This window comes from Mesorhizobium shangrilense, from assembly GCF_028826155.1.
GTDB lineage: Bacteria > Pseudomonadota > Alphaproteobacteria > Rhizobiales > Rhizobiaceae > Arvimicrobium > Arvimicrobium flavum.
In genome coordinates this window covers 1,415,067-1,440,689 of sequence record NZ_JAQGPN010000001.1, presented here as the reverse complement: position 1 = coordinate 1,440,689, position 25,623 = coordinate 1,415,067, and the positions used below count along the sequence as shown (strand labels likewise).

23 protein-coding genes are annotated in these 25,623 nt (G+C 66.6%); 16 read left to right on the top strand and 7 right to left on the bottom strand.

The window, feature by feature from the left end:
* Positions 1-112: 112 nt before the first annotated feature.
* The 5 genes from dsbD to PD284_RS07095 all read left to right on the top strand — a co-directional run bounded on the left by dsbD (position 113) and on the right by PD284_RS07095 (position 6,147).
* Positions 113-1,882, top strand: coding sequence for a protein-disulfide reductase DsbD (gene dsbD / locus PD284_RS07115; RefSeq protein ID WP_274627519.1), 1,770 nt, complete (start codon positions 113-115; stop codon positions 1,880-1,882).
* 1 nt (position 1,883) lies between these two features.
* Positions 1,884-2,693 carry a TlpA disulfide reductase family protein gene (locus PD284_RS07110; protein WP_274627518.1) on the top strand — a complete coding sequence of 270 codons (810 nt, stop codon included), beginning with the start codon at positions 1,884-1,886 and terminating at the stop codon, positions 2,691-2,693.
* Positions 2,694-2,888: 195 nt separating this feature from the next.
* Positions 2,889-3,152 (top strand): hypothetical protein, encoded by a 264-nt coding sequence (locus PD284_RS07105; RefSeq protein WP_274627517.1) that lies wholly within the window; start codon positions 2,889-2,891, stop codon positions 3,150-3,152.
* Between the two features lie 101 nt (positions 3,153-3,253).
* Positions 3,254-4,969, top strand: coding sequence for a tetratricopeptide repeat protein (locus PD284_RS07100; protein WP_274627516.1), 1,716 nt, complete (start codon positions 3,254-3,256; stop codon positions 4,967-4,969).
* A gap of 170 nt (positions 4,970-5,139) precedes the next feature.
* Complete coding sequence (locus PD284_RS07095) at positions 5,140-6,147, top strand: HAD family hydrolase (RefSeq protein WP_274627515.1); 1,008 nt, start codon at positions 5,140-5,142, stop codon at positions 6,145-6,147.
* A gap of 352 nt (positions 6,148-6,499) precedes the next feature.
* Here the strand turns inward: PD284_RS07095 and PD284_RS07090 are convergent, their stop codons facing one another.
* The 3 genes from PD284_RS07090 to PD284_RS07080 form a co-directional block, all read right to left on the bottom strand.
* Entirely contained in the window at positions 6,500-7,087 is a 588-nt protein-coding gene (locus PD284_RS07090) for an HdeD family acid-resistance protein (RefSeq protein WP_274627514.1), read from the bottom strand.
* Between the two features lie 67 nt (positions 7,088-7,154).
* Positions 7,155-7,403, bottom strand: coding sequence for a hypothetical protein (locus PD284_RS07085; protein WP_274627513.1), 249 nt, complete (start codon positions 7,401-7,403; stop codon positions 7,155-7,157).
* A 54-nt stretch (positions 7,404-7,457) separates the two neighbouring features.
* A complete protein-coding gene (locus tag PD284_RS07080; RefSeq protein ID WP_274627512.1) occupies positions 7,458-8,441 on the bottom strand; it encodes a formylglycine-generating enzyme family protein in 984 nt (327 codons plus the stop codon).
* A gap of 362 nt (positions 8,442-8,803) precedes the next feature.
* Between PD284_RS07080 and PD284_RS07075 the strand changes: the two genes are divergently transcribed.
* On the top strand, positions 8,804-9,217 hold the full coding sequence (locus PD284_RS07075) for a hypothetical protein (RefSeq protein WP_274627511.1): 414 nt from the start codon (positions 8,804-8,806) through the stop codon (positions 9,215-9,217).
* 10 nt (positions 9,218-9,227) lie between these two features.
* Here PD284_RS07075 and PD284_RS07070 read toward each other — a convergent pair whose 3' ends face one another.
* Positions 9,228-10,412 carry a Gfo/Idh/MocA family protein gene (locus PD284_RS07070; protein ID WP_274627510.1) on the bottom strand — a complete coding sequence of 395 codons (1,185 nt, stop codon included), beginning with the start codon at positions 10,410-10,412 and terminating at the stop codon, positions 9,228-9,230.
* Positions 10,413-10,577: 165 nt separating this feature from the next.
* Between PD284_RS07070 and PD284_RS07065 the strand changes: the two genes are divergently transcribed.
* The 9 genes from PD284_RS07065 to PD284_RS07025 all read left to right on the top strand — a co-directional run bounded on the left by PD284_RS07065 (position 10,578) and on the right by PD284_RS07025 (position 20,578).
* A complete protein-coding gene (locus PD284_RS07065; RefSeq protein WP_274627509.1) occupies positions 10,578-11,654 on the top strand; it encodes a Gfo/Idh/MocA family protein in 1,077 nt (358 codons plus the stop codon).
* Positions 11,651-12,604 carry a MurR/RpiR family transcriptional regulator gene (locus PD284_RS07060; RefSeq protein ID WP_274627508.1) on the top strand — a complete coding sequence of 318 codons (954 nt, stop codon included), beginning with the start codon at positions 11,651-11,653 and terminating at the stop codon, positions 12,602-12,604. The genes PD284_RS07065 and PD284_RS07060 overlap by 4 nt, the downstream gene beginning before the upstream one ends.
* A 58-nt stretch (positions 12,605-12,662) precedes the next feature.
* Positions 12,663-13,445: an SDR family oxidoreductase gene (locus PD284_RS07055; protein ID WP_274627507.1), complete on the top strand. Its 783-nt coding sequence runs from the start codon at positions 12,663-12,665 to the stop codon at positions 13,443-13,445.
* Positions 13,445-14,980, top strand: a complete 1,536-nt coding sequence (locus PD284_RS07050) for a mannitol dehydrogenase family protein (RefSeq protein ID WP_274627506.1) — start codon at positions 13,445-13,447, stop codon at positions 14,978-14,980. Before PD284_RS07055 ends, PD284_RS07050 begins: the two co-directional genes overlap by 1 nt.
* Positions 14,981-15,000: 20 nt before the next feature.
* Complete coding sequence (locus PD284_RS07045) at positions 15,001-15,915, top strand: sugar phosphate isomerase/epimerase family protein (RefSeq protein ID WP_274627505.1); 915 nt, start codon at positions 15,001-15,003, stop codon at positions 15,913-15,915.
* Positions 15,916-15,974: 59 nt separating this feature from the next.
* The gene (locus PD284_RS07040; protein ID WP_274627504.1) at positions 15,975-17,015 is read left to right on the top strand and encodes an ABC transporter substrate-binding protein; all 1,041 of its coding nucleotides are present in this window, start codon (positions 15,975-15,977) and stop codon (positions 17,013-17,015) included.
* A 76-nt stretch (positions 17,016-17,091) separates the two neighbouring features.
* Entirely contained in the window at positions 17,092-18,624 is a 1,533-nt protein-coding gene (locus tag PD284_RS07035; RefSeq protein ID WP_274627503.1) for a sugar ABC transporter ATP-binding protein, read from the top strand.
* Complete coding sequence (locus PD284_RS07030; RefSeq protein WP_274627502.1) at positions 18,621-19,595, top strand: ABC transporter permease; 975 nt, start codon at positions 18,621-18,623, stop codon at positions 19,593-19,595. The genes PD284_RS07035 and PD284_RS07030 overlap by 4 nt, the downstream gene beginning before the upstream one ends.
* Positions 19,592-20,578 (top strand): ABC transporter permease, encoded by a 987-nt coding sequence (locus PD284_RS07025; protein WP_274627501.1) that lies wholly within the window; start codon positions 19,592-19,594, stop codon positions 20,576-20,578. Before PD284_RS07030 ends, PD284_RS07025 begins: the two co-directional genes overlap by 4 nt.
* Positions 20,579-20,618: 40 nt before the next feature.
* Here the strand turns inward: PD284_RS07025 and PD284_RS07020 are convergent, their stop codons facing one another.
* From PD284_RS07020 to PD284_RS07010, 3 genes are all read right to left on the bottom strand, one after another.
* Positions 20,619-21,494, bottom strand: coding sequence for a M23 family metallopeptidase (locus PD284_RS07020; RefSeq protein ID WP_274627500.1), 876 nt, complete (start codon positions 21,492-21,494; stop codon positions 20,619-20,621).
* A gap of 266 nt (positions 21,495-21,760) precedes the next feature.
* Positions 21,761-22,828: a maleylacetate reductase gene (locus PD284_RS07015; RefSeq protein WP_274627499.1), complete on the bottom strand. Its 1,068-nt coding sequence runs from the start codon at positions 22,826-22,828 to the stop codon at positions 21,761-21,763.
* 120 nt (positions 22,829-22,948) lie between these two features.
* Positions 22,949-24,118 (bottom strand): MFS transporter, encoded by a 1,170-nt coding sequence (locus PD284_RS07010; RefSeq protein ID WP_274627498.1) that lies wholly within the window; start codon positions 24,116-24,118, stop codon positions 22,949-22,951.
* Positions 24,119-24,231: 113 nt separating this feature from the next.
* Between PD284_RS07010 and PD284_RS07005 the strand changes: the two genes are divergently transcribed.
* Positions 24,232-25,545: a glucoamylase family protein gene (locus PD284_RS07005; protein ID WP_274627497.1), complete on the top strand. Its 1,314-nt coding sequence runs from the start codon at positions 24,232-24,234 to the stop codon at positions 25,543-25,545.
* Positions 25,546-25,623: the final 78 nt, after the last annotated feature.

The window sequence follows — 25,623 nt, the reverse complement described above, 5'->3', positions numbered from 1 at the left end:
CGGCAGTTCAACATCTTTTCCGGCTCCAGCTCTTGGCCCGCAGGCTTAAGGCTGCCTTAAGGAATGCGGTCGACCCCGGCTCCGACAACGCGCTGAAGAGGTAATCAACACAATGAAGGCGATAGTCGGGTTCGTTTCCGCGCTTCTGGCGCTGATGGCTCTCTCGGTGGCGTCCAGCGCCGAGCCGCTTGCCGCCGACGACGCATTCCGCATGACGGCGGTGCGCGGCGGCGACGGCATCGAACTCAGATGGGAGATCGCCGACGGCTACTACCTCTATCGCGATCACTTCGAGGTGCACGCCGCAGAGCCGGTTCCCTTTACCTCGTCACGAGGCGAGGTGAAGGACGATCCGAGTTTCGGATCGGTCGAGGTCATCTACAGGCAAGCACGCGTCGCGATCGCCGGTCCGGTCGCGCAGCCCCTGAAGGTCACCTATCAGGGATGCCAGGAAGACGGCATCTGCTATCGGCCGGAGACGCGCCAGGTCGATCCGGCGACGCTTGCGATTTCGGACGCCGGACCGACGGTGGCGTGGTCGACGCCGGCGCAGGACGCGCCGCCGCCCGTTGAAGCCGCCGATTCCGGGCTGATACTTGCCGAGGATCAGGGCGGCGCTGCCAGGCTGCTCGCCGACGGCGCCTATCCGTGGGTGATCGCAGGCTTTCTCGGTTTCGGGCTGCTGCTGGCGTTCACGCCATGCGTGCTGCCGATGTATCCGATCGTCGCCGGCATGCTTGGCCGTCAGGGCGAGAGCCTGACCGCGGCGCGGGGCTTCACGCTGGCCTCCGTCTATGTCGTCGCCCTCGCCTTCGCCTTCGCGCTGGTCGGCGCCATCGTGGCATGGAGCGGCCACAACATGCAGATCGCGCTCCAGTCGCCATGGACGACCGCCGCCAGCGCAGCCATCCTGGTCCTGCTGGCGCTCTCCATGTTCGGCCTGTTCGAGCTCCAGCTGCCGTCCGCCTGGACATCCCGTTTCGCCGGCAGGAACGCCGGGCGCGGCTCGATCACCTCGGCCGCGGCCCTCGGCTTTTCCTCGGCACTGATCGTCGGGCCCTGCGTCACCGCACCGCTTGCCGGAGCGCTCATCTATGTCGCGCAGGGAGGCGACTGGAAGCTCGGCGCGGCCGCGCTTTTCGCTCTCGGATTGGGCAAGGGCCTACCGCTGATCGCACTGGCCGGCTTCGGCGGTCATCTTCTGCCGCGCGCCGGAGCGTGGATGGAGAGCGTCAAGAAGGCGTTCGGCTTCGCCTTTCTGGGCGTCGCGATCTGGCTCGCATCCCCGCTCCTGTCCGATGTCGTCCTATCCGTGCTCTGGGCGTTGCTCCTGATCGCCGCCGCCGGCTGGCTTCTCGGCCGCGCGGCGAAGGGCTGGCGTCGGCGCGCCTTGCGCGCGACGGCCGGCGTGTTTTCCGTCTACGCCGCCGTCATGGGGCTGACTGCGGCATCCGGAGGCGACCGGCCCTTTCAGGCGCAGGCGCGGATCGTGCTGAAGTCCCCTCCCCAGAGCAAATCCGCGCTCGCCTTCGAAGAGGTCGCCACCCTGCCCGACCTCCTGGCCCGCTTCGACGATCCCGATGGCCAGAAGCGGCCCCTGATGGTGTACTTCACGGCCGATTGGTGCGTCATCTGCCGGAAGATAGAGCGTTCCGTCCTGCCCGATCCGCGTATCGAAGAGGCCCTCGCGTCGTACCGCCTCGTCAAAGTCGACATCACGGAGCTCGACCCCAGGCGTGAGGAGCTGATGAAGGCGCTGCGCGTGGCGGGGCCCCCGTCAATGGTGTTCTTCCATGGCGACAAGCGCGAGATCGAGGGCACGCGTCTCATCGGCACGATCGACGTCGATTCACTGGTGACGTCCGCGGCCAAGGGTGGGTGACATGAACGCGATATCCGTAGGCCCCCTGATGCTCGCGGCGGATCGCGCCGCCGCGCTGATCGGCATCTTCGCGTTCACGCTCGTGGCGGGGATGCTGGCGCGCCGCGTCGACCCCGACATCAGGCGATGGTCGTTCTGGGCGCTTGTGGCGGGGATAGTGGCGGCCCGCGTCGGCCATGTCGCGATCCATTGGGACAGCTTCAAGGATGAGCCCCTGCGCGCCTTCGCAGTCTGGCAGGGCGGCTTCTTCTGGCCATTCGGCCTGCTGGTCGCGCTCGCCGCGATACCGCTTTTCCTGCGCGGCGCGCAGGCGAGGCTGGCGGCGCTGGCGCCTGTCGCTGCAGGTTTGTTCATCTGGAACGTCGCCGATCAGCTGACCTCTGCGGTCGAACCGGTTGCGCTCCCGGACACTCGGTTCCAGGCCCTGTCGGCAGACCCGATCAAACTGACCGACAGCATCGGCCGGCCCATGATCATCAACCTCTGGGCATCCTGGTGCCCCCCGTGCCGTCGCGAAATGCCCATGCTGGAGGCCTACTCGCACGAGGTCCGGGACGTCTCGTTCATCTTCGCCAATCAGGGCGAGGACGCCGGCCGGGTCACTGCCTATCTCGACAAGGAGGGGCTGGACCTGCCGGTAGCCCTTCTCGACCGGCTGGGCGAACTGGGTCGGCATTACAACGTTCCGGGACTTCCCGCGACGCTGTTCATCGATGGCGACGGGATGCTCTCCAACGTTCATCTGGGCGAGATTTCGCGCGAGAGCCTCGATGCGAAGCTTGGCGCGCTGAAGGCGCAGGGCGTTCGATAGCCCAGCGCGTCCGTATGCAGCCGAGGGCGATCGCGGGTCGGCCGCGACGCCGATGAGGCATGTAACCGTAACGTGCTGGCCTAAGCCAAAAATGAAGCGAATATCTGGCGCTGAAAAGCCAGCGCATGGGCCAGGCACCGCCGAAGGGTAACAACCCTCGGCCACTCGTTGCTCTCAGTCCGCCGCGAGCAAACAATGTCAACTGACGCAGGAACAAGCCGCCGAGGGCTGATCAGGCTCATGCTCAAGATGCCTGCCCTGCGCGGCGAGCTGCAATTGCTCAGTGCACGAAGCGAAGATCTGCGCAGCCTGTGTGGCGCCTTCGAAGAAGCGAGCTCCACCCTGGAGAGTTTGAGGAAGTCTGCCGGGACAGCGCCGCCGGAATCCATAGTCGAGTATGAGGTTCTGTGCCGGGAGATTGAGGATGACATCATCGCGCTGTGCATGAACACACGGTAGGGCCGCGCTCGCCCGATCGCCTCGCCCTAGAAGTGGCGGGCGGGGCGTGCTACCCTTACGCGAGCAGCGTTTGGGGCGTGGAGGCAAGTTGAGGGCTTGCCATGCATTCTGAGGGGTGGTCGAAGGAAGTTGCGTCTCCCGCGGAAGCGGTTTCCGAGCAGGAAGCCAGGGCGGAGCTCGACCGCCTGATTGCTGATCCCGACTTTGCCTGCACCGATCGCAACAAGCGTTTCCTGCGCTTTGTCGCCGAAGCGACGCTCGAAGGGCGTCAAAGATCCATCAAGGCTTATGCCATCGCCGTCGACGTGTTCGGCCGCGCCAGCAGCTTCGACCCTGTCACCGACCCCATCGTTCGGATAGAGGCGACCCGTCTTCGTGCAGCCCTCAGTCAGTACTATGCCCGTCAGGACAAGGAGGGACGGATCCGGATCGAGCTTCCGAAGGGCCACTACATACCCGTTTTCCACGCACCGGAGGCGACGGAGCAGTCGGAACGCGCTGCATCTGCCCCGAACTCCGCGGCGCAGTTGGCCGGCCCGCAGCGACCGCAACGTCGGCTCGCTCTCTGGTCTTTCGCCGCAGGGTTTCTGATGGCCCTGTTGGCATGGGTGAACTGGCCTTCCGGTCCCGATGAGAGGGCTGCCATTCGCGAAAGGCCGAGCCTGGCGATCGAGATGGAAGACGTTGCCGCTCCCCTCAGCGACGAAGCCGGGCAGTTTCGCGACACCCTCACCATCGCTCTGTCACGCTTCCGCACCGTCCAGATCGAGGCTCTGCGAGACGTTCCCCCGCAGCTGGCCACCGGTTCCGCCACAGCGGCTCTGCCAATGACGACGAGAAGCCGGTATGCGCTTTCCCTGAAGTACCGTGTCATGGACGGGCACAGATCGGTCTACTGGCAGATCGTGAACCGCGGCCGCGGAACGGTGATGCAGGCGGGCGAGGAGCATGCAGCGACGCTGCCCGACGCGGGTGCAACGCCCAACGAACTCGGGACGAGGCTTGCGGCAAGGTTGGCCTCTGCGCAAGGCGTGATCAACCAGTTGGAGGCGCAAGAGGAACGCACCCACCCCTCCCTGGGCAACGGCTGCACTGTGCGCAGCTTGCAGGCAGTGGACTCTGGATCGGCCGAATTGTTGAACGAGGCGCAGACTTGCCTCCGGAAGACACTGCAGCTGAGGCCGGCCGACGCCGACGCGCATGCCATGCTGGCTATCGTCCTGTTGAAGCAGGAGCCACGGGAGAGATCCGCCTACCTCGCCGAGAGCGCGGGCGAGAGCGCCGCCCGGGCGATGGCCCTCGCGCCCGACGTGGACCGCAGCCAGATTGCCCAGATGTTGGCGCAGTTTCGTATCGGGCATCACGAAGCTGCGATCGCTGCCGGCCGGCGTGCGCTCGAGTTGAACCCCTACAATCCGGTCGCCAAGGCGGAATTGGGTCGCATTCTCTTCATACTCGGACGGTGGGACGAGGGCATCGCGCTTGTGATGAGCGCAGAGCAGTCGGGCTATCCGCCTACCGCGGCAGTTCAAGGCACGCTGGCCTTCAATGCCTATCGCCTGGGCTCTTTCACGGAAGCGCTTCTGCGGCTCGAGCAGTCGGAGCCCAGAGATTGCTATGTCCGCCATATTCTCAAGGCCGCCACGCTGGCTCAACTTGATCGCGTGCCGGATGCCTTGCGTGAAATCGAGGTCATAGAGCGGGAGCAGCCCAACTTCCAGTCAAGGGCGCGCAAAGACCTCAACCAGCGACAGTATACGCCTTCTCTCGTTTCGATGTTGGCGGCCGGCCTCGCCAAGGCAGGCATCGGCATCTGACCGCATCCGGACTGGCTTGCCGAGGTCAGACGCGCGGGTGAGCCCCTCGAGGGCCCGGTTTCGGCATTCCGAAGCTGCGACCTGCGCAATTGTTACAGTTACGTACTTCGACGGGCTCGCCTTCGCACCAAGATTGCACAAGCAATCGAAGTCCGCGAACGAGGTGCGAGATGCTCCTGCGACTTGGTCGGCGACAGTTCCTCAAATCCCTCTTGGCTACCGGCGTTGTGTTCCGTCTCGATCGGCGGGCCCAGGCCCAATCGGACCCCCTGCCCTCCTGGAACGAGGGTACGGCCAGGCAATCCATCCTCGAGTTTGTCGAACGTGTCGTTCGCGACGGGTCGCCTGACCATGTCGCGCCCGCCGAACGCATCGCCGTCTTCGACAACGATGGGACGCTCTGGCTCGAAAAGCCGGCCTATACGCAACTGGTGTTCGCTCTTGACCGTGTGAAGGCGCTGGCCCCCGAGCATCCCGAGTGGAGGGGCAAGGAGCCCTTCGAGGCGGTGATGAAGGGCGACAACGAGGCGCTCCTGGCGAGCGGCCAGAAGGGGTTGATGGAGATCATGGCGGCCACGCACGCCGGCATGACGACGGATGCGTTCGCCGATGCCGTGACCGACTGGTTGGCGACCGCTCGCGACAAGCGCTTCAATCGCCCCTACACCGAACTGGTCTACCAGCCGATGCTGGAGCTTTTGGCGTATCTGCGGGCGAACGCGTTCAAGACGTTCATCGTGTCGGGCGGGGGCGTCGAGTTCATGCGCGTGTTCGCGGAGAAGACATACGGGATCCCGCCCGAACAGGTGATCGGGTCGTCCGGCGTGGTCAGGTTCGAAACGGGTCCCGATGGAACGCCTCGTCTGATCAAGGAGGCAAAGGTCGAGTTCGTGGACGACGGGCCCGGAAAGCCGGTTGGCATCAACCGCTTCATCGGACGGCGTCCGATCTTCGCCTTCGGCAATTCGGATGGCGATCTGGAGATGCTGCAGTGGACCGCGGCCGGTGAGGGAGCGCGCTTTGCGGGCATCGTCCATCATACTGACGCGGAGCGCGAGTATGCCTATGACCGCGACTCGTCGGTGGGCAGGCTTGACAAGGCGCTTAACGAGGCGAAGGCCAAGGGCTGGGTTCTCGTCGACATGAAGCAGGATTGGAGATCCGTGTTTCCCGGCTGATGAGCGGCCGGAAATCGGGCAAGGCAGGCTTCGGCCGCCCCACGATTGACTGCTGGCCCACGTTCACCGCCTAATGTGGAATTGCTCGGCAAGCTGCTCGCCGGAGGCGACACTACGGCACGGCAGGCGGCTGTTCCGTCCCCGCGCGCTGTCGCTCGCGCACGTCCGCGAGGTCACGCTTCCGGGTTCCGGCCGCGATGACGACCAGCGCCATCAGCGCGATGACGAAGACGGCGTGATCCGTTGCAAGGACGAGCCGTTCCTTCCTCTCTTCCCGGGGGCATCGGTGGGATGGAAGGCAAAGCACTTTGCCGGCCCGGCCTTCCCCGGGAAAAGCGCGCCGCCTGCCGGGTCAGGCCTCGGCATGCTTGTGGCCCCGCAGGCGTAGCGCGAACGAGATCAGCATGACGCCGTGGATCAACGCAAAGACGCCGATGACGAGGATCAGTCCAAGCGCCCCGGCCCCGGGGCGGAACAGCAGGATGGCGCCGAAGATCACGGACAGGGCGCCGCTCGCGACCAGCCACCATTCATTGTCGATCTCCTTGCGCAGGCGGATCGCGCCAATGATCTCCATGACACCGATGGCGATCGACCAGAAGGCGATGAAGAACAGCAGCAGCAGCGCCGTCATGCCCGGCCAAAACAGCGTCACCAGCCCCGCCCCGATGCCGAGCAAGCCGACCACAGCCAGCCACCAGCGCGGCGCCGGTGTTCCGCCCGTGATCGCGGCGAACAGCGAGAACACGCCGTCGGCGAAAGCATAGGCACCGTAGAGCAGCACCAGAGTGATGAGCGTAATCCCCGGCCAGACGAAGGTCAGGACGCCAAACAGCACGGCGCAGATGCCTCGCAGCATGAGGAGCCACCAGTTCCTCGCCAGGGCATGAAGCATTGGACGCCCGTCAAGCGGGGGACGGATTGTTTCAGTGTTTGCCATGAGAATCTCTCCTGCCTCTCTTAGAGTGTGAGCGGACGGCAACTTCCACCCGCCCGCAACCGCCCGGTCACTGGTTTGCGCCGCTCGCCGCGGAGCTGATCGACGCGTGCACATCCTCTACGGTGAAGCTGCCCGTATGCTGGGCCGGCGGGTATTCCTTGAACAGGGCGACGAGAAACGCCAGGCCGGGCTGCAGGAAGAGGCGGGACGTCATCGGCCCGTGAAGCCGGCCAAGAATGTCGTCCCACAAGCGCTGCTGGACTTCGAACGAGAGGCCGTGCGTGGAAACACCGACCCGGAGCAGCAGCGCCGCCAAAGCCCCGGCCAACCGGGTTCATCGCGTGTGCGATGCGGCATGGTCGCTCTTCGTTCATATTCCCGACCGTTTCCTCATGACGCAGCGGAATCCGAGATGGCTGGTCGACGTGTCGACGGGATGCGCATGGCGCGCCGCCGGGCGGTAGCGCCGGCAATAGTTCGGCGCGCAGAGATGCGAACCGCCCTTGATCACCTTGCGGGGTATGCGGATTCCGGGCAGGCGCGGATCATGGCTCCCCGCCTCGTCCGCCCCCCGCGGGTTGCGCGGAATGCAGCACGGGCTGGCAGGGTCGGCCGTGTGGCCGTCGCTCCACCAGTCGGAGGTCCATTCCCAGACATTGCCGATCATGTCGTGGAGGCCGTAACCGTTCGGCGGAAACGTCCCGGCCGGCGAAGTCCGCTCGAAGCCGTCGGCCAGCAGGTTCTCGTGGGGGAACGCTCCCTGCCAGGTGTTGGCCATCTGCCGGCCGCCGGGCGCGAACTCGTCGCCCCAGGCGTATTCGGCGGCGTCGAGCCCACCGCGCGCCGCGTATTCCCATTCGGCCTCGGTCGGCAGGTCCTTGCCGGCCCACTGGGCATAGGCCAGCGCATCCTCGTAGGCGACATGCACGACCGGGTGGGCGTCGCGCTTGAACAGCCCGCTGTTCGCGCCAGCCGGATGCCGCCAATTGGCGCCCCGGACAAAATCCCACCAGTTGTTGGGGTTGCCCAGATCGACCGGTCCCGATGATTTCTGGAACACCATGGAACCGGCGAACAGCATCTCCGGAAGCGCTCCGGGATAATCCTTCGCGTCGGGTGTGCGCTCGGCTAGGGTCACATAGCCGGTGTCCTTGACGAACTCCTTGAACTTGCGGTTGGTCACCGGCGCTATGTCGATCAGGAAATCGTCGACGTGGACCCTGTGGGCAGGCGCTTCCTCGCGATAGTGCGCGTCCGAGCCCATGGTGAAGTCGCCGCCCGGAATGAACGCCAGCCCAGTCGGCCCGTCATGCTCCGCGGCGTGGCCGACTGGGTTTCGCATCGGCTTGTTCATGACCAGCCTCGCGAGGCGACGATCAACCTGGTGGATGCGTCCTCGGTCGCCGAACTCATGCAACACCTCGACTGTGGAGCGACAGGATGGCTGCCTGCTGCGCCCACGTTCGTCCCAGGGCGGCCGAAATCACAGTACGTAACGGTTACATTGCCGCCATGGAGTTGGTGCGGACGTTGCGCCAGCTGTTCGCCCGTACTCCGCGCCCGACCTCGCATCGCAGGGATCGATAGAAAGGCGATCTCCACGCATGATCGATGCGCCTCGTAACCGTATCGTAGCTTCTTCCGGGCGCGTATTGGCGATAGTCTGCTGTTGTTGTGTTCCCGGCCAGCAAGCGCCGGTTTCCGAAGAGGATGTCGATGCTACCTCGAAGAATTGTTGCGGCCGTTGTTGCAGTGATGGCGGGCGCGGCCGTCTATCCGGTGCTCGCCGCGACGCTCGACGAACTGCAGGGCGCGTGGACCATGGAAGGCACCGAGTGCGACCAGACCTTCCGCAAGACCGGCAACGGCGTGGAGTTCGTCGACAAGGGAGGCTCGGTTACAACGGGCATCATCATCGCCGGCAACAAGATCAGCGGTCCGAACGCATCCTGCACAGCACAGCGCACCAAGGCCGACGGCGATCGCATGACCGCACTGCTCAGTTGCTCCGACACCATCCTGTTCGACACTATCCCGGTCTCCTTCCGCGTGATCGACGAGGACCACTTCGAGCGGTTCGACCCGAACTTCCCGGATTTCGCCTTCGGGTATCAGCGCTGCCGCTTCTGAAGCCGTCCCGTCAGTCGAGCAGCGCAGGCGTCCACGCACCGCCCGCCGCCTGCGAGGCGACGGCCGCCGCAACGAACTTCACGCCGCGCGCGCCATCGACCACGTCGGGAACCAGCAAGGCGCGTGCGGGATCGACCGCCGCGCCGCTTCGATGGACGCGGATGATGTCCGCCGCGTCCCGATAGAAATTTCCGAACGCTTCGATGTAGCCTTCCGGGTGCGCTGCGGGCATGCGCGAGACGCGCCGGCTCTCGGGCGACGAGCCCGGCCCGCCGCGGATGATGGTGCGCGTCTCCTCGCCATAGGGCGTGAAGCGCAGCTCTTCGGGGCGCGTTCCGTGCCATTCCAGGCCCGCCTTGTCGCCGTAGATACGGACCGACAGGTCGTTGTAGTGGCCCGGCGAGGTCTGGCTGGCGACGATTGTGCCGCGCGCCCCGCCCGACCAGCGCACCAGCACATGCGCATTGTCGTCGAGACGCCTCCCGGGTACAGCGGTGAACAGGTCTGCCGCGACCGCCTCGGCCTGGCAACCTGAGATGAAGCAGGCGAGATTGAAGGCGTGCACGCCGATGTCGGCCAGAACCGCCGACTGGCCAGCGCGCGCCGGATCCGTGCGCCACTCGGCCTGCTTCTGTCCCTCGGCGTCGATCGGCAACGTCAGCCAGTCCTGTATGTAGGACGCATGAACGGCGACGATCCTGCCCAGATCGCCCGCCTCCACCATCTCCCGCGCCTGCCGCACCATGGCGTAGCCGGTGTTGTTGAGCGTGACGACGAACCTGCGCTGCCTGGCGCGCGCCAGCGCTACAAGCGCCTCCGCCTCGGCAAGCGTCGTCGAAAGCGGCTTGTCGCAGATAACGTCGATGCCTGCCTCGAGGAAGGCGGTCGCGATCGGGGCGTGCAGGTGATTGGGCGTCACGATGACGACGGCCTCGATGCCATCGGGCCTTGCCGCTTCGGCGCGCGCCATCTCGCGGTAGTCGGCATAGCTGCGGTCGGGCGCAATGTCGATCTCGGCTGCGGAAGCGGCTGCATTGGCGGGATCGGACGAGAGAGCGCCGGCAACCAGTTCGATCTGGTCGTCGAGACGCATCGCGAAGCGGTGGACGGCCCCGATGAACGCGTTTCGCCCGCCGCCGACCATGCCGACCCGCAGACGGGCGCGCGCGGAACCATCGGCTGTCGCGTAAACCATGTCCCGAAACTCCTCCGTCAAGACCACACCACCTCGGTGTATGTCGGAGCTTAGCCTGCCCTCGTTCGTTTTCGAAGCAGATTTCCATTTTTTAGATTGTGAAATTTTCGTGCCGCGCTAGCGTGGATGCGCGCACCGAAGCGTGACGTTGACCAGGGGGATCGGGTGGCGAAATACGGCGTCCTCGGCATCAGCTTCGACCACATGCACATGGGCGACCTCCTGCGCGAGGTGGCCGAGCATCCGCAAGCCGAGATTGCCGGCGTGTTCGACCCCGACCGGGCGCGCATGGAGGCCGCGATCAGCCGGTTCGGCATCCCCGATAAGCGCGTGTTCACCGAGCTCGAGGCCTGTCTTGCCTCAACCGCGGCCGACCTTGCCATCGTCTGTGCGGCGACCTCCGAGCATGCAAGCATTGTCGAGAGGATCGCGCCGCATCGGCTGCATGTCATGGTGGAGAAGCCGTTCGCAGCCAACCTTGCCGACGCGCGTCGCATGATCGACGCCATGAGTGGGAGCGGTCGGAAGCTTGCGATCAACTGGCCGGCCGCATGGTCGCGCCCCCACAACACGGCCAAGCGCCTGGTCGATGAGGGCTGCATCGGCGACCTGGTCGAGATCCATTACTACGGCGGCAATCGCGGCCCCCTCTTCCACCTCGCCGACAAGGTCGAGGTTTCGCCCGAGGAGGTCGAAGCCCAGAAACCGCATTCCTGGTGGTACCGGAAGGCCAGCGGCGGCGGCAGCCTTCTCGACTATCTTGGCTATGGCGCCACCCTCGGCACATGGTTCATGGGCGGCGAGGCGCCGGTCGAGGTGACATGCATCGTCGATGAGACGCCCGGCATCGAGGTCGACCAGCATTCCATCACCGTCTGCCGGTATCGGCGCGGGCTCTCCAAATTCGAGACGCGCTGGGGCACGCTCACCGATCCATGGACGCAGCAGACGCAGCCGAAATGCGGCTTCGTGCTGGCCGGAACAAAGGGCACGGTCTCGTGCTACGACTACGAGCCGTACGTGACGCTGCAGACGCGCAGCGCGCCCCTCCCCGCCCAGATACCCGTCGACACCCTGCCGCCCGGCCGCCGCGGCGCGGTCGACTATGTGCTCGCGCGCATTGCCGATGATGGGCCGATCACCGGGCCGCTCGATCCTGAACTCAGCCTTGTCGGCCAGAGGATCATCGACAGTGCGGTGCTGTCCGCCGCCAGCAAACGCACGGTGCCATTGGTGTCATGAGCAAGCTCGACGCCACAGGCGCCGCCCGGACGGGCGCAAGGAGGAAGACGCCCGCCAAGGTGGCGCCCGACAAGCAAGGCAACGCGCGCGGCCGCGCCGCCGCGCTCGGATACACCAAGCCGAGGACATACGAGGAACTGCGAGCCGTACTCTCTTCGGGCACGATCCATTTCCCCAAGCGTCTGCGACAGGCGGCCATCTTCCTGTGGCAGCACCCGGGCGAGGTCGCACTCGGCACCATTGTGCAGGTCGCCGAGAAGGCGGACGTACAACCCTCGACCCTGGTCCGCTTCGCCCAGATCTTCGGCTACTCGGGGTTCTCAGATCTCCAGGCACTGTTCAAGGAACATATGAAGGGCGCCTGGCCCGAGGGGCGTGCGCGGGACGAGCCCGATGGCGTCGGGGCGGATGAAGCCAAAGCCAGCCTCCAGTTCATGCACGGGTTGATTGCCGCCTCGCAGACCTCGCTCAATCGCGTCGGCGAGAGCTTCGACATCGAGGGCTTCGAGCGGGTGGTCGATCTCCTGGCCCACGCCGACCTCGTCTACGTCATCGGCAGCAAGCGCGCCTTTCCCGTGACCGCCTATGTCTCGCTCACCCTCTCGCAGCAGGGCGTGCGCAACATCCTGGTCGACAACGTCGGGTCCACCGCATTCGACCAGGTGGGTTGCGTCGGCGAGGGCGACGCCGTGCTGGCGGTCAGCTTCAGCCCCTATAACTCCATCACCCCGGACCTCGTGGCGGTCGCGCTCGAACGCGGCGCGCGGGTGGCCTCGATCACCGACAGCACCTTCAGTCCGCTGATCGCCCTCTCTGAAATCTCGCTGGAAGTCGTTGAATCGGACTTCGCAGGATTTCGTTCTCTCTCGGCGTCGCTGGCGATTGCGATGGCCGTCGTCCATGGCGTCGTCGCGCGGCGCGCCGCCAGCAGGCGGCGTCCGGTCGATTGACTGCGCAGAATTTTCATTCCATATTTGGAAAAATAGAAACCCTGTTCCGGGAGGGGACGTGGAAGCGCGGGTCGACGGGAAAGTGGCGCTGGTCACCGGCGCGACGCAGGGCATCGGCCGCGCCATCGCCGCGACGCTCGCGGCAAGCGGCGCCGCAGGCCTCCTGATTACCGGCCGCAATGCCAGCCGCGGCAAGGCTGTCGCCGACGAGCTGTCGGAGCAAGGCGTCCCCACCCAGTTTGTGGCCGCCGATCTTGGCGACCCCGCAACGCCGGACCGCCTCGTCGCGGAATGCCTGGCGCGTTTCGGCCGCATCGACGCCCTGGTGAACGCCGGCGCACTCACCGACCGCGCCTCCCTGGTCGACGCCACGCCTGACGACTGGACCAGGCTGTTCGACGTCAACGCACGCGCGCCCTTCTTCCTCATGCAGGGCGCGATCCGGGCGATGCGGCAGCGCGGGCAAGGCGGAGCGATCGTCAACATCCTGTCCATCAACGTGCACTGCGGCGCGCCGGAGCTTGCCGTCTATTCGGCGACCAAGGCGGCGCTTGCAGTGCTGACGAAGAACGCCGCCAACGCGCACGGCTTCGATCGCATCCGCGTCAATGGCATCAACGTCGGCTGGGCCGACACGCCTGCGGAAAGGATCATGCAATCCGAGACGCTGGGACTCGGCCCCGGCTGGCTCGACGAGGCGAATGCCGCGCAACCGTTCGGCCGCCTGCTCGCGCCGCAGGACGTCGCGAACCTGGCCGTTTTCCTGCTGAGCGATGCGTCCGTTCCGATGACCGGAGCGGTCATCGACCAGGAGCAGGTCGTCATCGGGGCGAAGCGCTGATGTCCGCCGTCGCCCGCAACCCGCTGCTCGGCCCCGTGTCGCTCAATCGCCTTCCCGAGGCCGTGCAGAGGCCGGCCTATGATCGCACGCGCCTGCGCGTCGGCATGGCTCACATCGGCGTCGGCGCATTCCACCGCTGCCACCAGGCCGAATACACGGACGATCTCCTCGCGAAGCACTTCGATCGCTGGGGCGTGGTCGGCATCAACATTCGCAGCCCGGACCTCGCCGGCACGCTCGGTCGCCAGGCAGGCTTGTACACGCGCCTGATCCGCGAGAACGACCGCGCCGAGGCGCGCGTCATCGGCAGCATCGTGTCGGTGGTCGACAGCCAGGCGAGCCCCGAGCCGGCGCTGGAGGTGCTGGCCTCGTCCGACATCGACGTCGTGACGCTGACGATCACCGAGAAGGGCTATTGCCATCGGCCGGCGAGCGGCGACCTCGATACCGCGCACCCCGACATCGTCCACGACCTCTCCAACCCCCATGCGCCGCGCAGCGTGCCGGGCCTCATCGCACGTGCCCTGGAGCTTCGCATGAGCACGCACGGGCGCCCGCTGACGCTCGTCAGTTGCGACAATATTCCGGGTAACGGCGCCCTTTTGCAAAACGTTGTGCAATCGATTACACATAGGCGCGGCAACGGTCTGGAGGACTGGATCGCGGCCAACGCAGCCTTCCCTTCAACGATGGTGGATCGCATCGCACCGGCAACGTCACAGGCGGATTTCGAGACGGTCGAGCGGGGCTTCGGCTACCGCGACCGCGCCGTCGTGACCGGCGAACCCTTCCGCCAGTGGGTGCTGGAGAACCGTTTCGCCGGAAGGTTTCCGCGCTGGGATGAGGTCGGGGTGACGTTCGTCGACGACGTCACGCCATTCGAGCACCTGAAAATGCGGGTTCTCAACGGCGCCCAGACGACGCTGTCCTATCTCGGTGTCCTCGCCGGCCACGAGCACACCTGCGACGACATGAAGGATCCGCTTCTGGTCGGCTTCGTGCGCCGCATGCTGCTGGAAGAGAGCCTACCCACGCTCGGCCCGGTTCCGGGGATATCGCCCGAGGCCTATGTCGAGCAGAGCCTGGAGCGGCTGCGCAACACCGCGATCCGCCACCGCAACCATCAGATCGCGACCGACGGCTCGCAGAAGATCGTGCAGCGCCTGCTCAATCCGATCCTGGAGCGCCTGCGCCGCGGAGAGGCAGTCAGGCTGCTGACGCTGCCCGTCGCCGCCTGGATGGTCTATCTCGTCAAGGCGTCCGACCGTTTCGGCCGGCAGTGGACGGTCGACGATCCGCATGCGGCGCGCATAGCGGCGATTGCCGACCGTGTCGGCAGCGACGCGCCGGCGCTGGTTAGGGAGATACTGTCAATCGACGCGATCTTCGATCGCGAGCTTTCCGCGAACGCCGCGTTCAGGCAGGCTGTGGTTGCCCATCTTGAGGGATTGCTGGAGGATCCCATGGGCCATCTGAGGCATGTCTGCGGCCTGCCGCTAGCTGCGCAGTTGAATCACGCGACGCATACGGCATAGTACGGACTGGGGGAGGATGTATGAGGCTCGGAATTCTGACAGCGCCGTTTCCTGAAACGCCGCTCGCGCAGGTCGCGGAGTGGGCGAATTCGGTCGGCTTCGAGGCGCTGGAGATCGCCTGCTGGCCCAGGGCGACGGGACCGACGCGTCGCTATGCCGGAACCAGCCACATCGACGTCGCCAGCCTTTCGGCCTCGGAGGGCAAGGAGATCGTCGCCGCGCTCGCCGAGAAAAACCAGACGATTTCGGCGCTCGGTTACTACCCGAACCCCCTCCATCCGGACGCTGCCCACCGCCAGGCCGTCATCGAGCACCTGAAGAAGGTGATCGTCGCGGCCGGCCGCATGGGCGTGCCGCTCGTCAACACCTTCTGCGGCGGCGACGCGTCGAAGCATGTCGACGCCAACTGGGAGGAGGCGCTGAAGGTCTGGCCCGACATCGTCGCCCACGCGCGCGACAACGGTGTGCGCCTCGCCTTCGAGAACTGCCCGATGATCTTCAGCTACGACGAGTGGCCGGGCGGGCACAACATCGCCTACTCGCCCTATGTCTGGCGTCGCATCCTCGAGGCGTGGGACGGCTATGTCGGGATGAACTACGATCCCTCGCATCTGGTCTGGCAGATGATCGACCAGGGCCGCTTCATCCGCGAGTTCGGGCCGCACATGCTGCACGTCCACGCCAAGGATCTGATGATCGACCGCGACGGCCTCTACGAGCGGGGCATCATGTCGGCGGGCATGGGCTGGCAGGTTCCGCGCATGCCGGGCCTCGGCGAGGTCGATTGGGGCGCGACGTTCTCGGCGCTCTACCGGGCGGGCTATGACGGCCCGGTCATCATCGAGCACGAGGACCGGAAATTCGAAGGGGCCGACGAACTGGTCAAGCGCGGCTTCCTGCTGGCGCGCGACGTTTTGCGCCCCTTCGTGAAATGAGGGCGCAAAACGCCCTCGACTGACACAGGCTTCATCATCTGGGAGGAAAGGAAGTTCTCATGCGTAAGGTAAGGCAACTGGCAATGCTTCCGCTGCTGGCGGGCGCCGCCTTCATGGCGTCGGCTCTCACTGCGGGCGCGCAGGGCAGCTACACCATCGGCGTGTCCAACACCGTGCAGGGCAACGGCTGGCGCGAGGAGATGATCTGCGCGATCAAGGCGCAGGCGCTCGCCTCGGGCAAGGTCGCCAAGCTCAACATCGCCCACCGCAACACCGATGCTGCCGGTCAGCTGGAGGATATCCGCAACCTGATCAGCGCCAAGGTCAACGCCATCGTCGTCAATCCGGCCGACCCGGCCGGCATCCAGGCGGCTCTGGCCGAGGCGACCAAGGCCGGCATCGTCGTCGTCGCCGTCGACCAGGCGGTGACCGAGCCGTCGGCCTACATCATCTCCAACAACCAGGAGCAGTACGCCTATCTCGGCGCCAAGTGGCTCTTCGAGACATTGGGCGGCAAGGGCGACGTCGTCTACATGCGCGGCGCAGCCGGCGCGTCCGCCGACAGCGACCGCGACAAGGGCTTCAAGAAGGCGCTTGCCGAGTTCCCCGACATCAAGGTCGCGCATGAGGTGTTCACCGGCTGGCAGCAGGACCAGGGCAAGCAGCAGATCCTCGACTTCATCGCCACCGGGACGCCGTTCAACGGCATCTGGACCTCCGGCATCGACAACGTGATCGTCGACGCGCTGGTCGAGTCGCAGACCCCGCTGGTGCCGGTCGTCGGCGCCGACAACGCTGGCTTCGTCGGCCAGCTCAACTCGGTCGAGGGGCTGAAGGGCGCGGCGGTCACCAATCCCGGTTCGATCGGCGGCGCCGGCGTGACGCTCGCCCTGCAGATCCTCGAGGGGAAGAAGCCGGCCGAGCAGACCGTGCTGGTCAATCCCGAGCTCTGGGAGAACGCCAGCGACGACGGCAAGGCCAAGCTGAAGACGGCCGCCGATCCGTCGCTGAGCCCCGAGTGGCCGGTTTCGATCTCGATCCCGGACTGGACCACCTACACCAAGGAACAGATCGTCGCCTGCAAGGGCCCGGGCGAGTAACCACAGGCAGTCATGCGGGCGGGGGCGTCGGTTCGCGGCATCCCCGCCCGAACTTCAATCCGGACGCATCCTGCCCGTGACGACGAAACCCCTACTTGACGCCTCGGGCGTCGCCAAGAACTACGGCGCCGTAGCCGCACTGCGGAACGCGTCCCTGTCCGTCTTGCCCGGCGAGGTGCATGCGCTCATGGGCGCGAACGGCGCCGGCAAATCCACGCTTGTGAAGATCCTCACCGGCGCCGTCAAGCACGATGCCGGACGCATCCTGATCCGCGGCGAAACGCGCCCTATCCATTCCCCGGCTGAAGCCCGCCGCGCCGGACTGGTCTCGGTCTACCAGGAGCCCGCGCTTATCCCCGACCTCGACGTCGCGTCCAATCTCCGCCTGACGCAGACCCCGGTCGAACCGTTCCGCGAATGGGTCCGTGAACTCGGCGTCCCCGATCTGGACATCCGCGACCTCGCCCGTGACATCCCCCTTGCCATCCTGCGCGTGCTCGACCTTGCGCGCGCGCTGGCCATCGAGCCCGACGTGCTGCTGCTCGACGAGATGACGGCCGCGCTGCCGGCGAACCTCGCCGAGCGCGTGCTCGACGTCGTCAAGCGCCAGAGCAGGGCCGGCCGCTCCGTCATCTTCATCTCGCATCGCTTTGTCGAGATCTCCGCCCTGTGCGATCGCGCGACCGTGCTGCGGGACGGCGAGACGGTCGGCGTCGTCGACATCGCCCCCGGCGTCGAGGAACGTATCGTCGAGCTGATGCTCGGCGCCCGTATCGTGAAGACGCGCGTCGCCGCCGCCCGCGCCAGCGACGCGGCCGTTGAAGCTGGTCCGGCGCGGCTGCGTGTCCGCAACCTTGCGGTCGGGACCAAGCTGCAGGACGTCTCGTTCGATCTTGGCAACGGCGAGGTCGCGGGCGTCGTGGCGCTCGAGGGTCAGGGCCAGGACGAACTCTTCGCCGCGCTGTCCGGCGCCATCCCCCCCGCGGGCGGGACCATCGAGGTGGATGGCGAGCAGACCCGCTTCGGCCACCCCGCCGACGCCATCGCCGCCGGCATCGCCTATGTGCCAGGCGACCGCACCGAGGCGTTGCTGATGCAGCGCTCTGTTCGCGAGAACATCGCCCTTCCATTCAGCGCGCGACCGCGCAGCTGGGGGCCGATCGACGTGAAGCGGGAGCGCAACCGGGTCGTCAGCGCCATCGAGCGCCTGCAGATCGACACGCGCGCCCAGCGCGAGGTGCAGCGACTTTCGGGCGGCAACCAGCAGAAGGTGACCATCGCCCGCTGGATCGCCGCCGATGCGCAGACCATCCTCTGCTTCGACCCGACGCGCGGCATCGACGTGCGCACCAAGCAGGAGATCTACAAGCTGCTGCGCGAGCTCGCCGCGCAGGGCAAGTCCGTACTTTTCTACACATCTGAACTCGAGGAGGTGCAGCAAGTGTGTGACCGCGCCATCGTCATCTTCGGCGGGCGGGTGGTCGACGTTCTGCCCGTCGAGATCGCCGACGAAGCCGCATTGACGCGCGCCGCCTACGGGCTCCCGCGCGACGCCGAGAATGCGGGCGTGCTCGCAGAACTGCCCAGCCAACCGGCGAGTACTTCATGATGCGCCTCGTCCGACAGAATGGCTGGACCCTCGGCCTCGTGGCGCTCTTCGCTGTCCTGCTGGTCGCCACCAAGATCATTCAGCCGAGCTACGGCGCCGGCGACTTCGGCTCGCTGGTCCGGGCGGTGTTGCCTTACGCCTTCGCCGTCGCCGCACAGACTGTGGTGGTCATCGCCGGCGGCATCGACCTGTCGGTCGCCTCCATGATGGCCCTCACCAGCGTGACAGCAGCGGCCATGATGAACGGTGCGACCGAGCAGTATGCGCTGTTCGTCGTGCCCTTCGTGCTTGCCATGGGCATGGCGCTCGGCGCGCTGAACGGCATCCTCATCGTGGTCACCCGCGTGCCCGACATCGTGGTCACGCTGGCCATGCTGTTCGTCTTCCAGGGCGCGGCCCTGCTCGTGCTGGGCGCGCCCGGCGGCGCTGCCGCCGAGTGGCTGAAGGGGCTGCTGGTGGGAACCGTGCCCATTCCCGGCCTGCCGGAGGCCGTGACCTCCTGGATCCCGAAGGCGCTCGTCGTGCTGGTCGTCTGCCTCTGCATCGTTTGGATACCGCTGAAGCGCTCGCGGCTCGGACTGTCCATCTATGCGATCGGCAGCAGCGAGCTGGCGGCGTTCCGCAGCGGCGTTCCGGTGGCGCGCACCAAGATCCTCGCCTACGCCATCGCCGGCCTGTTCGGCGCGATGGGCGGGCTCGCGCTCACCATGAGCACCGGCATCGGCGCGCCCATTCCTGGTCCCTACCTTCTGGCCAGCGTGGCGGCGGTCGTGCTCGGCGGCGTCGCGCTCGGCGGCGGCCGCGGCGGACTGCTCGGCCCGATCATCGCCGTCTTTGTGCTGCGCCTCGTGCGCACGGATCTGACGCTTCTGGCCGTCGATCCCAACGTCACCACCATCATCGAGGGCGTCATCATGGTCGCCGTCGTGATGCTCGGAGCCTTCATCGTCATGCGGGGGCGCAAGTCATGAGCAGCACTGCGACCATCCCTCAGCCGGTCCCCCTCGGCCGCCGCATCAGGCGCTTCATGAGCGACTATCCGCTCGTGCCGCTGATCATCCTGCTGATCGCGCTGGTCGTGGCCCTGCAGATCCTGCGGCCCGGCATCGTCAACGAGCGCTGGATCGCCAACACCATCAAGTTCGCGATTCCGTTGGCGATTCTGGCGGGCTGCCAGACGATGACGATGCTGACCGGCGGCATCGACCTCTCTGTCGGCACCGCCGCCACCATGAGCGCCTTCATCATCTCGACGCAGTGGGTCAACCAGGACCCGGCGGTGGCCTTCCTGATCGCCATGGCGCCGCCGCTGCTCATCGGCCTCGCCAACGGCATCGGCGTCGGTGTCTTTCGCGTGCATCCGCTCATCATGACGCTCGGCACCAGCCTCATCGGCATCGGCTGCCTGCAGGTCTACCAGCGCACGGTGATCGCGTCGGGCACCAAGGTTCCGGAGTTTTTGGCGTGGCTCGGCACAGGGCTCACCTACGGCGTTCCCAACGCGCTGCTGCTCTTCGTGCCGCTTGCCGCGCTCATCATCTTCACCCTGCGGCGGACCGGCTTCGGGCGGCTGCTCTACGCCGTCGGCGACAACGAGCACGCGGCGCGGCTCTCCGGCGTGTCCTACTGGCAGGTCATCGTCGCGCTCTATGGGCTTTCCGGCCTGCTCGCGGGCATCACCGGGCTGCTCTATGTCGGCCTGATCAAGGCGCCGTCGCTGTCCCTGGTCGAGCCGCTGGTACTGCCCTCGGTGGCGGCGGCCGTCATCGGTGGCACATCGATCTTCGGCGGCCGCGGCGGCTACACCGGCACCATCATCGGCGCCCTCATCCTCACCGTGCTGACCACGCTGCTGACCATCCTGCAGATGCCCGAAGGCGCGCGGCGTATGCTGTTCGGCGCGATCGTGCTTCTGGTCACCGCGGCCTACCTGCGCATCGTCGAGGACCGCTGACCCCAGTCACGGGCAGGACTGTCGCCACTGGCGCCCGGCCTCAACCGGCGCCGTCCGGCGCCACCACCTGGCCCTTGACCGGCTCGCCGCGCCCGATGGCGACGCCGTCGGCGAGAAAATCCTCGAAGAAGGCGGGCAGCCCCTCGCCGTCCTTCAGGTCCGGCGTGTTCTGCAGATGGAAATGCAAGTGGGGCTCGGAGGAGTTTCCGCTGTTGCCGCAACGACCGAGCATCTGTCCGGCCGTCACCGTGTCGCCCGCCGAAACGGGCACGCTGCCCTGCCTGAAATGGGCGAGGAAGGCGAACTCGTTGTTGCCGAGGTCGAGCACGACGTGGTTGCCCGCCGGGTTGTCGCGGTCGGCTTGACCGATCGGCTGGTCGGGCAGGTCCCTCACCGCGGAGACCACCTTGCCGGCCGCCGGCGCAAGAATTGGCCGGTCCCAGCAATAGTAGTTTCCGAGGATCGTGCCGTCGCCCCGGAAGGTGACGCCGTTCTCGCGCACCACGAAATCGGTCGCGAAGCGCTGCGCCCTGTCGGCCGCGTGGTAGTTCTGCTCGAGCGTCCGGCCGCCCCAGAAAACCAGCCACTCGCCGTCGAAGGGCAGCCGCAGCGTGGCCTTCGTCTGGTAGTCGAGGAAGCGGGATTCGGCGAGCGCAGGCTTAGGCTGGACGAAGAAGCCTGAGATCTGCCCATCCTCGTTGAAGGCCCACCGCATCAGTATAGGCGCGTCGATCCCGGTCCAACGCGACGTCCGGAGATAAAGCGTCTGCCCACCCCGGCTTTCGGTCGTCTCCTCAAGGATTTCCGTCTCGGAACCAGCGCTGCGGCGAAGGTCGTTGCGTAGCCGGGCAAGAGCGTCCTCATCGCCAAGACTTTCCTGCATTTCCGGCGTCATGTTTTCCCAGATCCCGGTCATGCTCCCGCGAAGAAATGATTCGGACTGCTCGCGTCCCCGGTCAAGAACACCCTCATCCCCGGCAGCCCAGCACAGGGAAGCCGCCAGCATAAACAGCGCGAGAAAAACGCGGGGCATCGGACCTCCAGACGTCGCGAGACCTTGCTTGCTCATCCTCTCGCTCCAAATAATAGCGCGGCCGACGAAAAAGGCTCGTGCCCCGCTTTTGCGAAGGCGCAGCGGGATGCAGCGCGTGTTTCGCCGGCTCTCCGCAGCCAGCATCGCCATCATTGCTGCGGGCGACGCCCTTCCCAGGCATCCTGGAGCAGCGCGCGGATTGCGTCGCGGTCGAAGGGCCGCGGATTCCAGTAGGGTTTCGTCACGGCGATGCCCGCGGCCCTGTCGAGATCCGCTTCGCTCAAGTCGAGCTCCTTGAGCCTCGTCGGCGCGCCGAGCGAAGAGGCGAAGTCGAACAATGCGCCCCCCGGCGCGCCATTCAGCACGCGCGAGACCGGGGCGAGCAGTTCAGGGACCGCCGCGGCGTTGAAGCCTATCGTATGCGGCAGCAGGATCGCGTGGGTATGCGCATGCGGCGTGCCAAAGCTGCCGCCCAGCGTGTGGCAGAGTTTGTGGTGCAGCGCCATGGATGCGCCGCCGAGCGACGCTCCGCACAACCAGGCCCCGTAGAGCGCAGCCGCACGCGCTTCGCGATCGTCCGGGTTGCTGACGAGCGCCGGCAGGGCTTCGCAAAGCGCCCGCAGCGCCTCGCTCGCCAGCAGCGAGATGACGGGGTTCCGGTCGCGCGCATAGAGTGCTTCGGCCGCATGCGCCATCGCGTTGAGGCCGGAGGCGACCGTCAGCGCGACGGGCAGACGACGCGTCAGGTCGACGTCGTAGATGACCGTCTCCGGCAGGATCGAGGCGTCGCGCCGGGTCGTCTTCTCGCCCCCAAAGGTCTCTCCCAGCACGTCGGTCATCTCGGAGCCGGCATAGGTGGTGGGAATCGCCACCTGATCGGCTCCCGTGCGGGTTGCGATCGCCTTGCCCAGCCCGATCGTGGAGCCACCGCCCCGCGAGACGACGCAATCGGCGCCGCTGGCCTCGAACACCCTCAGCGCCCTTTCCGTCACCTCGACTGGCGTGTGCATGGCTGCTTCGGCAAAAACGCCGGCCGACAGCGCTCCCAGCTCGGCCGCCAGCCTCTCGCCCGCCTTTGCCTGGTTCGGCGTGCAGAGCACCAGCGCCCGCTTGCGCCCCAGTTTTTCGATCTCGGCTGCCGTCTGGGAAATCGTCCCATGACCGAAGATCACGCGCGCCCGCAGCCCGGCAAACACGAAGGGTTCGACGCTGCTCATGTCGCCTTTCTCCTTGTACCGCCCTTGCCGCGCAGCGAGCTGATGCTCCGCTTGCGCGCGGCCGGCGATACTCCCGGGAGATACTATAGTGGCCGACTTCATGCCCGGCCACCGGAACGGCTATTTGCCCCGCACGCTGACCAGGCTCGCGCCCGCAGCGACGATGACGGCTGCGACCACGACGGCGAACAGGCTGGCGGCCAGCGTCGTCCCTTCCGCGAGGAAGCCGATGAAGGGCGGGCCGACCAGCAGGCCGGCGTATCCCATGGTCGTGACGCGCGACATCGCCGCGCCCGCCGCGTCTCCGCCGATGCGCCCCGCCGCCGAGAAGATCGCTGGCACCACGTTGGCGATGCCGATCCCGCAGAGCGCCAGCGCGGCGAAGACCACGGGAACATTGCTGAAGGTCAGCGCGAACGCCAGGGAACCGGCGACGAGACCGGCTCCAAGGCGCAGCGCCAGCGCTGGTCCGAGCACGCGCATGATCATGTCGCCGACCGCCCGCCCGATCGCCATCGTGGCTGCAAAGACGGCGAAGCCGAAAGCGCCGGTGCTCTCGGATGCGCCGACCGTGCCGACGAGATAGATGGCGCTCCAGTCCATCAGCGCGCCCTCGGTGAACAGGGCGAGGAACGCGACCCCGCCCAGCAGCCACAGATGCCGCTTCTGCGCCCCCCCGAGCCTCGGATCTGACGTCGCGGAAACCTGCGCGTCGTCCGGTTCCTCGGGCAGGTCCGACCAGAATCGCGCAATCAGCGCCAGCGCGATCGCCGCCGCGCCCGCCACGCCAAGGCACAGCGCGAGGTCGCCCCCCATGCGCAGCAACTGACCGCAGATGCCGGCCCCGGCGAGGCTGCCGACGCTGAACACCGCATGGAAGGACGACATGATGTGTCGTCCGCTTTGCCTCTCGAGGAACGAAGCCTCGGTGTTCATCGCCACGTCGAGCGCGCCGAAGCCGCCGCCCCCGACGAACACGAGAACGGCGAGCAGCGCCATGTTGCCCGAGTGGGGAACCGCGATCAGCACGCCGCCGAAGACGACCGCGCTCAGCAAACAGATCGCCGCAGTGCCATATCTGGGCAGGATCCGGCCGACGCTCGTCATCGTCGCGATGGCGCCAAGCGCGAAGCACAGCAGGACGATGCCGAGTTCGCCCTTGTCGAGGTCGGCCCTGGCGCTCAGCGCGGGCAGGCTGGCGGCCCACGCGCCGATGCCTGCGCCCGCCGCCAGGAAGAATGCCGACACGGCGACGCGCGGCGTCCGTTGGATGGCAAAGGACGCTGACATCTGGGAGGATCCTCGAGACGAATGGCTTGCAGAGCGGTCGCACCGCACTATGAGGAGGGTGCGATGCTTTTTCTGACTACAATGACACCGCATGATGACCAAGCCGAATTGTGATGGACGCACGGGCCACGGAACACGAAACGATCGATGCAGGCCTGATCGACCGCTTGCAGCGCGCCGCCTTCGGCTATTTCCGCCTGTTCACCAACGAGGCGAACGGACTTGTAGCCGACACCTCGCTGCCGGACTGGCCCTGCAGCATCGCCGCAGTCGGTTTCGCCCTGTCCTGCTATCCCGTCGCGGTGACGCGCGGCTGGATTGATCGGGCGGAGGCGGGCTGCATCGTGGCGGCGACTCTGCGTTTCCTCGACGACGCCCAGACCGACGCCGCTGGCGAGACCAGCCACCGCGGCTTCTTCTACCATTTCCTGGATATGGCGACCGGCCTGCGCGTCTGGAACTCCGAGCTGTCGTTCATGGACACCGCGATCCTGATGGCCGGCGTTCTCTCGGCCTCCGCCTTTCTTGACGGCCCGGATGCCGTCGAAGCCGAGATCCGAGAGAGGGCAGCCCGCATCTTCGGCCGCGTGGACTGGCGCTGGACCGAGACACGCGGACACGCGGTCCACATGGGCTGGAAGCCGCGCCGCGGTTTCCTGCCCGACAGGTGGACCGGCTTCAGCGAATCCTTGCTCATGTTCGTGCTCGGGCTGGGCTCCGAGACCTCTCCGCTGTCGCCGGCGAGCTACGAGACGTGGCTCGACACATGCGACTGGTACGAAGGCCCCGCAGGCGGCTATGTCTATGCCGGCCCTTTGTTCATTCATCTCTTCCCACACGCGTGGATCGACTTCCGCGGCATTGCTGATCGCCTGACCAGACGCCACGCGACCGACTATTGCGAGAACACCCGGACAGCGATCCGCACGCATCGGGTCTATGCGGCCGACAACCCCCATCGCTTCAGCGGCTACTGCGACGACCTCTGGGGGCTGACCGCCTGCAACGGCGCCAAGGCGCGGCTCACTTTGAGGAACGGCCGTCGTGTCTCGATAGCGGGATACGCGGCGCGCGGCGCTCCCTTCGGCCCCGACGACGGGACGCTGGCGCCGTGGGCGACACTGTCCTGCCTGCCCTTCGCGCCCGCGGAGGCGGCGCGAGCGCTTCGCCACCTCCTCGCCGCCTATCCGGCTGTGTTGAGCGACGACCGCTTTCCCGACAGCTTCAATCCGAGCATACGCGGCGACGGCCCCGAAGGCTGGGTTGCGCGCCGCTGCACCGGCATCGACCAGGGCCTGCTCGTGATGTCGATCGAGAACTTCCGCAGCGGCCTCTGCTGGCGTCTGATGCGCGCTTCGCCGATCGTCAAACGCGGCCTCGCGGCTGCCGGTTTTCGCGGTGGCTGGCTGGAAGCGCAGGCGGATTGAGCGGATCGCGCAATTCCCTGTCGGCTGCCGTCGCGCTGCGCCCCATCGGCGGCCATCTTGCCGCCGCCCTGAAGGCTC

Excerpts from the sequence above, each read along its gene's own strand:
- PD284_RS07005 (WP_274627497.1), top strand. The coding sequence starts at position 24,232 with ATGGACGCACGGGCCACGGAACACGAAACGATCGATGCAGGCCTGATC.
- PD284_RS07105 (WP_274627517.1), top strand. The coding sequence starts at position 2,889 with ATGTCAACTGACGCAGGAACAAGCCGCCGAGGGCTGATCAGGCTCATG.
- PD284_RS07090 (WP_274627514.1), bottom strand. The coding sequence starts at position 7,087 with ATGGCAAACACTGAAACAATCCGTCCCCCGCTTGACGGGCGTCCAATG.
- PD284_RS07060 (WP_274627508.1), top strand. The coding sequence starts at position 11,651 with ATGAGCAAGCTCGACGCCACAGGCGCCGCCCGGACGGGCGCAAGGAGG.
- PD284_RS07040 (WP_274627504.1), top strand. The coding sequence starts at position 15,975 with ATGCGTAAGGTAAGGCAACTGGCAATGCTTCCGCTGCTGGCGGGCGCC.
- PD284_RS07080 (WP_274627512.1), bottom strand. The coding sequence starts at position 8,441 with ATGAACAAGCCGATGCGAAACCCAGTCGGCCACGCCGCGGAGCATGAC.
- PD284_RS07025 (WP_274627501.1), top strand. The coding sequence starts at position 19,592 with ATGAGCAGCACTGCGACCATCCCTCAGCCGGTCCCCCTCGGCCGCCGC.
- PD284_RS07070 (WP_274627510.1), bottom strand. The coding sequence starts at position 10,412 with ATGGTTTACGCGACAGCCGATGGTTCCGCGCGCGCCCGTCTGCGGGTC.
- PD284_RS07030 (WP_274627502.1), top strand. The coding sequence starts at position 18,621 with ATGATGCGCCTCGTCCGACAGAATGGCTGGACCCTCGGCCTCGTGGCG.
- PD284_RS07075 (WP_274627511.1), top strand. The coding sequence starts at position 8,804 with ATGCTACCTCGAAGAATTGTTGCGGCCGTTGTTGCAGTGATGGCGGGC.
- PD284_RS07095 (WP_274627515.1), top strand. The coding sequence starts at position 5,140 with ATGCTCCTGCGACTTGGTCGGCGACAGTTCCTCAAATCCCTCTTGGCT.
- PD284_RS07015 (WP_274627499.1), bottom strand. The coding sequence starts at position 22,828 with ATGAGCAGCGTCGAACCCTTCGTGTTTGCCGGGCTGCGGGCGCGCGTG.
- PD284_RS07110 (WP_274627518.1), top strand. The coding sequence starts at position 1,884 with ATGAACGCGATATCCGTAGGCCCCCTGATGCTCGCGGCGGATCGCGCC.
- PD284_RS07050 (WP_274627506.1), top strand. The coding sequence starts at position 13,445 with ATGTCCGCCGTCGCCCGCAACCCGCTGCTCGGCCCCGTGTCGCTCAAT.
- PD284_RS07020 (WP_274627500.1), bottom strand. The coding sequence starts at position 21,494 with ATGACCGGGATCTGGGAAAACATGACGCCGGAAATGCAGGAAAGTCTT.
- dsbD (WP_274627519.1), top strand. The coding sequence starts at position 113 with ATGAAGGCGATAGTCGGGTTCGTTTCCGCGCTTCTGGCGCTGATGGCT.
- PD284_RS07045 (WP_274627505.1), top strand. The coding sequence starts at position 15,001 with ATGAGGCTCGGAATTCTGACAGCGCCGTTTCCTGAAACGCCGCTCGCG.
- PD284_RS07010 (WP_274627498.1), bottom strand. The coding sequence starts at position 24,118 with ATGTCAGCGTCCTTTGCCATCCAACGGACGCCGCGCGTCGCCGTGTCG.
- PD284_RS07100 (WP_274627516.1), top strand. The coding sequence starts at position 3,254 with ATGCATTCTGAGGGGTGGTCGAAGGAAGTTGCGTCTCCCGCGGAAGCG.